Raw genomic sequence first — 6,073 nt, forward strand, 5'->3', positions numbered from 1 at the left:
CCGTACGCCAAGATGGGTATTTAGGGTTGGAGGAGCGATCGCATGACACACACTTCAGTGACAAGTTTCGCCCACGCTGACGAACAGGCGCAGCAATGGGTCAACGAGTTGGCTCAAGATCTGGATTGGAGCGAACAACGCGCATACAGATTTCTGAAATCTGTTCTGCACACGTTGCGGGATTGGTTGTCGCCAAAGGAAATGGCCGACCTTTCAGCTCAGCTGCCTACACTCATCAGAGGCATGTATTTTGAGGGCTGGAGACCATCGGGCGAGCCCATGTTGGAAAGAAAAAAGCGCGACTTCGTCATTTGCGTTCGCAATAGCTTCGGGTACGAGCTTGACGTTGATATCGACAAGGCGATCGAGGCGGTTTTCAAGCTGCTCGATCACCACGTATCGCACGGCGAGATCGTCCAGGTTCGGAACTCGATGAAGAAATCGCTCCGTCAGCTCTGGCCGATGGACTGACTGATGTTCCGTGATCGTCAGGAGGCCGGACAAAAGCTTGGCGTCGAGTTGGAGAAACTCCGCTTGCGCCAGCCCATCATTCTCGCCCTGCCCCGGGGTGGTGTTCCGGTCGCCGCCGAAGTGGCCCAAGCCCTGAAAGCTCCGCTCGATTTGATCATCGTGCGCAAGGTAGGCGCACCGGGGAACCCTGAGCTGGCCGTCGCAGCGATCGTGGATGGCGACCCTCCGGACGTCGTGCTCAATCGTGAGATCATTGAAGCTTACTCGCTCGACGATGATGAACTTCGTGTGTTGATCGCCAAAGAGCGGCCCGAGTTGCAACGTCGCCGGCTTGCCTATCGTGGGAATTGTCCGCCCTTATCTATTGCTGGAAAGACGGCAATCATTGTCGACGACGGGGTGGCTACCGGTACGACAATGAAGGTAGCGATCCGTGCTCTCAAAAGGCGCTCGCCTCTGAAGCTGGTCGTAGCTATCCCTGTCGCGCCGCCTGACACATTGGCCGATCTGGCCAATGAGGCGGATTGCATCGTGTGCCTTAGTCAACCCGCACACTTCCAGGCCCTCGCTTACCACTACCGCAGCTTCCCCCAGCTTACCGATGAAGAAGTGAAGGACGCGCTAGCCGAAGCTGCGCAAAGACGTAGCGCGGTTCAACTACGGGTTGGACGCAACGCCGCCAAGCCTCGAGCGGTTTGAACGGCTTCCTTTCAGCCTGCCGCCGCATCGGGTCGGCGGCACGGTTTGACGAACGTCAAGGTGCGTGCGAGCCAATGTCGTACCAGTGGTCCGCTCAATGAGGCCAGGCCACGGATGAACACCCCGATCTTTTCCGCCCGTGAGGTAACCAAGGTCTATGACGCCGGCGAAGTCGAGGTCTTCGCTTTGCGCGGCGTCGATCTCGACCTTTATGAGGGCGAGATCGCGGTGTTGCTGGGACCTTCAGGCAGCGGAAAATCCACTCTACTGAACATAATGGGCGGGCTCGACCAAGCGACGACCGGTGCCGTGCGCTTTCGTGGGGAGGAGCTGACCGCCTTTTCCGAACGGCAGTTCACCCGCTTCCGGCGCGACCATGTCGGCTTCATCTTCCAGTTCTACAATCTGATCCCGAGCCTCACCGCCTGGGAAAATGTCGCCCTCGTCACCGAGATTTCGTCGAATCCGATGAAACCCGGAGAAGCGCTCGAGATGGTCGGTCTCAAGGACCGCATGACGCATTTCCCGGCTCAACTCTCTGGCGGTGAGCAACAGCGGGTCGCGATCGCACGGGCCATCGCCAAGCGACCGGAGGTGATGCTCTGCGACGAGCCCACCGGCGCGCTCGATTCGAAGACAGGCATTCTCGTCCTCGAAGCGCTGTCGCGGATCAACGAAGAGATGAAGACAACCATGGCGATCATCACGCACAATGCCGGAATCCGGCAGATCGCGCACCGGGTCTTCACCTTCAAGGACGGCCGCATTGCTGACGTCGCCGTCAACGACCAGCGGGCACGGCCTGCTGAAGTAAGTTGGTAGCGTCGTGTCCGTTCTCGACCGCAAGCTTTTGCGCGACCTCTTGCGCATGTGGGCGCAAGCCCTTGCGATCGCGTTCGTCATGGCCTGCGGCGTCGCGACACTCGTCCTCGCTATTGGCGCCTATCGCTCGCTGGAGGAGACCCGTTCGGCATTCTATGACCGCTATCGCTTCGCCACCGTCTTTTCGGGGTTGACGCGAGCGCCCCTGTATCTTCGAGAGCGCATCGTTTCTTTTGCGGGCGTCAGCGGTGTCGAGTTGCGTATCGTCGAACCCGTCCTGCTGGATATTCCCGGCATGGCCGAGCCAGCAAGCGCGATCGCTGTGTCGATTCCAGATAGCGGTGAGCCGGCGGTCAACCGGCTGTACCTGCGAACGGGGCGGTCACCTGACCCGGCCCGGTCCGGCGAAGTTGCTGTGACGGAGCCTTTCGCAACCGCACACCGGATGACACCCGGTAGCACATTTGATGCCATTCTGAACGGCCGTAAGCGGACACTTACCGTTACCGGCATCGTACTCTCGCCCGAATACATTTATGCACTGGGTCCCGGCGAGATGGTGCCGGACCAGCGACGGTTCGGTGTCTTCTTCATGCCTCGCACCGTTCTGGCTGGCATCTTCGACATGGACGGCGCGTTCAACGACGTTGCAATCCGCACTCAGCGCGACGCCGACATCCACGCAATCGAAGGCGCGCTGGATCTTGTTCTGAGACCATTTGGAGGGACCGGCGCACACGGACGCACAGATCAGATCTCGCACGCGTTCCTGGACAACGAGCTCGTCCAGCTTCGAGCTATGGCCGCTGTCATTCCACCGATCTTCCTGTTTGTATCGGCCTTTCTCGTCAACATGATCCTGTCACGGCTAATCGTGCTTGAGCGGGAACAGATTGGACTGATGAAGGCCGTCGGCTACGGACCGGAGGCAATCACCTGGCATTATGTGAAGCTGACACTGGTGATTGCGCTGATCGGCATAGCCATCGGCGCTGGAGCAGGCAACTGGCTGGGTCACGGCCTCACGGCCCTCTATGCGCGGTTTTACTCCTTTCCCTTCCTGATCTTCAGGCAGAGCCTCGACCTCTACGCAATTGCAGCGGCCATAAGCGCGCTAGCAGCCCTTGCGGGGGCGACACGCGCGATATGGAGCGTCGTAGCGCTTTCCCCGGCGGTCGCCATGCGGCCACCAGCGCCGGTCCGATACCGTACTTTCTTTTCAGGTAGCGGTCGTCTTCTGACGGCTTTTTCGCAATTGACCATCATGGCGCTCAGACACCTGATGCGCTGGCCTTTGCGCACGCTGCTCACGGCGTTGGGGACCTCCCTCGCCGTCGCACTCCTGGTGACGGCGCTGTTCTCCTTTGATTCCGTAGCGTTCATGGTGGACACGGTTTTCTTCCGTGCCGAGCGGCAGGATGTGACCTTGTCGTTTCGCCTCGCGCAATCGCCCCGCGCCCTTCAGTCGGTCGCCGCCATGCCGGGCGTGCTCCGTGCCGAGCCTTTCCGGGTAACGCCGGTGATTTTGCGCCATAATCATCGCGAGCGCCGGCTGGTCATCTCGAGTGTTCCCCAGGGCGCTGACCTTGCGCGTATACTCGACCTTGATCTTGATCCGGTGGAACCACCCATCGTCGGCCTGACGATATCCGAGAGGGTCGCTTCGCTGCTCGACATGCGTATTGGAGATGTGGCCGAGGTCGAGCTGCTTGAAAAGGCGCGCCGGGTGGTTCTAGTGCCTGTCACCAGCATCGTGCAGAGCTATGTCGGCCTTGCCGTCTATATGCAGGCCGATGCGCTCGACCGCCTGGTCGGCGACGGTCCTCGGATTTCCGGCGTCAGGGTAACAATCAATCCGTCGCGCCTCGCAGATCTGTATACGGTCGTCAAGCAAACGCCCGCTTTCGCCTCCGCAGCGCTGCAGAGCATATCGCGACAGCATTTCCGCGAGACGATCGAGGAGAACATCACGATCATGACGAGCGTCTATACCGCGCTTGCCGTGATCATAACCTTCGGCGTCGTCTATAATTCCGCGCGCATTCAGCTTTCCGAGCGTGCGCGCGAGCTCGCAAGCCTGCGTGTGCTGGGTTTTACCAAGGGCGAGGTTTCCAGCGTCCTGCTGTTCGAGCTTGGCTTTGTAGTCGTGCTGGCGCAGCCACTCGGCTGGATCCTCGGCTATCTTTTTTCATGGTCGGTTGTGAAAGGCTTCGAAAGCGACCTCTTCCGTATTCCATTCATCATTAATCGAGCCACCTTTGCGATTGCCAGCCTCATCGTGGTTTGCGTGGCAACACTCTCGGCTCTGATCGTGCGCCGCCGTATCGACAGGCTCGACCTAGTGCGAGTTTTAAAGACAAGGGAATAGTCTGATGAGGTCAATCTGGATCAAACGCGGTGGGCTCGGTCTTGTTGCCGCTGCGGTCATTGCCGGTTTCGCTTGGGCCCTGCGCGAGGAGCCCGCGTTCGTGGACATGGTTGAAGTCACCGCAGCACCGATGAAGGTCACGATCCGAGAAGAAGGCATCACCCGCGTACGCGACATCTATACGGTGTCGGCGCCGATTGCGGGGCACCTGACGCGCACGGTGGTAAATGAAGGCGATGTGGTCAGGGCAAACGATACAGTCGTCGCTTCCATCCATCCGCTCGACCCGCCGTTGATAGATCGGCGCGCGGAGGCTGAACTGCTCGCGACCCGTGATGCGGCGCGTGCCGGCATCGGTGTCGCCGAGATCGAACTGCAGCGCGCGCAATCGGCGCTGAAACTGGCAGAGGACGAACTGGCACGGACAATCAAACTGTTCGGATCCGGCTTTGTCTCGGAAAGCACCTTGCAGAGACTCACCAACGAAGTCGACCTGCGAAAAACCGCTGTCGATGCGGCGAAAGCAGTCATCGGACTTAGAAACGCGGAACTTGCGAACGCCGAGGCACGCCTGCTGCAGCCCGACCCTGCGGACCCGACCGGTGAAAGCTGCTGCGTCAATCTTCTCGCGCCCATCGACGGAACCGTTCTTGCGGTCATGGCAAGGAGCGAGCAGGCGGTGGTGCCTGGCACGAAGGTCGCCGAAATAGGGAACATCCGCAATCTTGAGGTCGCTGTCGACCTGCTTTCAGCCGATGCAGTACGCATCGCGCCGGCGACAAGGGCGCAGATCAGCGATTGGGGCGGCGATCGTGCACTGCGTGCGACGGTGAGACGTGTCGATCCAGCGGCATTCACCAAGGTTTCGGCGCTCGGGATCGAGGAGCAGAGGGTCACCGCCGTTCTGGATATGGATGACACGGACGCCAGGCTCGGCCATGGCTATCGGGTCTTTGTCGAAATGACCGTGTGGGAGTGCCCCAAATGCGTTCAAGTGCCGATTGGAGCCTTATTCAGAACCGGGGGCAAATGGAGCGTCTTTGTGGCTGATCGTGGCCGTGTCAGGCAAGCCGAAATCGAGATCGGTCACATGAGCGAGGATGCTGCCGAAGTTTTGGCAGGTCTGGAGCCAGGCCTCAGCGTCGTCGTTCATCCTGCCGATACCCTTTCCGATGGCGATCTGGTGAAAAGACGCAACTGATTTCGCGACGGGTAGGCATTCCGATTGATCGGTATCAACGGAAGAACAGGATGTACGAATGGTGGGCAGCCTTATGTTGTACCAATCCACTATGCTTATGCGGATCACCATCTCTACGCGTTCTCCATGCCCGGCAAGAAGGTCGAATGGATGCGAGCCAACCCTTTGGTCTCCGTGCAAGTCGACAATCCGCGGCGAAGGGCGACAATGGAAAAGCGTCGTAGTTGATCGTCGGTACGAGGAGTTGCTGGATCGGATCGACCAAAGGCCCGAACGGGAGCATGCCTGGTCAATCTTGAGCAAGCACGTTGACTGGTGGGAACCTGGAGCCCTTAAGCCGGCAACCCCTCCGCTTTCGGACCACTCGACTCATGTGTTCTTTCGGATTTCGATTGAGCAGGTGTCGGGTCGTGAAGCGAAAGAATAAAATAGCTGACGCGGTCTCATTCGCTACTTGCGACCTGAAAACTGCGGTCGCGGCACGCTGGCTTTTTTCGACATTAACGCAAGGT

General features: G+C 59.3%; 5 protein-coding genes and 1 pseudogene. All 6 read left to right on the top strand.

Annotated features, from left to right (window positions below; all coding sequences use genetic code 11):
- The first annotated feature begins 42 nt into the window (after positions 1-42).
- Entirely contained in the window at positions 43-471 is a 429-nt protein-coding gene (locus EOA85_RS25100; protein ID WP_127211566.1) for a DUF2267 domain-containing protein, read from the top strand.
- Positions 472-474: 3 nt separating this feature from the next.
- Complete coding sequence (locus tag EOA85_RS25105; RefSeq protein WP_127211567.1) at positions 475-1,170, top strand: phosphoribosyltransferase; 696 nt, start codon at positions 475-477, stop codon at positions 1,168-1,170.
- A 114-nt stretch (positions 1,171-1,284) separates the two neighbouring features.
- The gene (locus tag EOA85_RS25110; RefSeq protein WP_127211568.1) at positions 1,285-1,992 is read left to right on the top strand and encodes an ABC transporter ATP-binding protein; all 708 of its coding nucleotides are present in this window, start codon (positions 1,285-1,287) and stop codon (positions 1,990-1,992) included.
- Between the two features lie 4 nt (positions 1,993-1,996).
- Positions 1,997-4,360 carry an FtsX-like permease family protein gene (locus tag EOA85_RS25115; protein WP_127211569.1) on the top strand — a complete coding sequence of 788 codons (2,364 nt, stop codon included), beginning with the start codon at positions 1,997-1,999 and terminating at the stop codon, positions 4,358-4,360.
- 4 nt (positions 4,361-4,364) lie between these two features.
- On the top strand, positions 4,365-5,561 hold the full coding sequence (locus EOA85_RS25120; RefSeq protein WP_127211570.1) for an HlyD family efflux transporter periplasmic adaptor subunit: 1,197 nt from the start codon (positions 4,365-4,367) through the stop codon (positions 5,559-5,561).
- Positions 5,562-5,624: 63 nt separating this feature from the next.
- Positions 5,625-5,988 (top strand): annotated as a pseudogene (locus tag EOA85_RS39285) (pyridoxamine 5'-phosphate oxidase family protein); the annotation flags it as partial.
- Positions 5,989-6,073 lie beyond the last annotated feature (85 nt).

It is taken from the genome of Mesorhizobium sp. M5C.F.Ca.IN.020.29.1.1 (assembly GCF_003997375.1).
GTDB lineage: Bacteria > Pseudomonadota > Alphaproteobacteria > Rhizobiales > Rhizobiaceae > Mesorhizobium > Mesorhizobium wenxiniae.

What these genes read in the sequence shown, in the direction of transcription:
- EOA85_RS25100 (WP_127211566.1), top strand. Translation starts at nt 43, where the DNA reads ATGACACACACTTCAGTGACAAGTTTCGCCCACGCTGACGAACAGGCG.
- EOA85_RS25105 (WP_127211567.1), top strand. Translation starts at nt 475, where the DNA reads ATGTTCCGTGATCGTCAGGAGGCCGGACAAAAGCTTGGCGTCGAGTTG.
- EOA85_RS25110 (WP_127211568.1), top strand. Translation starts at nt 1,285, where the DNA reads ATGAACACCCCGATCTTTTCCGCCCGTGAGGTAACCAAGGTCTATGAC.
- EOA85_RS25120 (WP_127211570.1), top strand. Translation starts at nt 4,365, where the DNA reads ATGAGGTCAATCTGGATCAAACGCGGTGGGCTCGGTCTTGTTGCCGCT.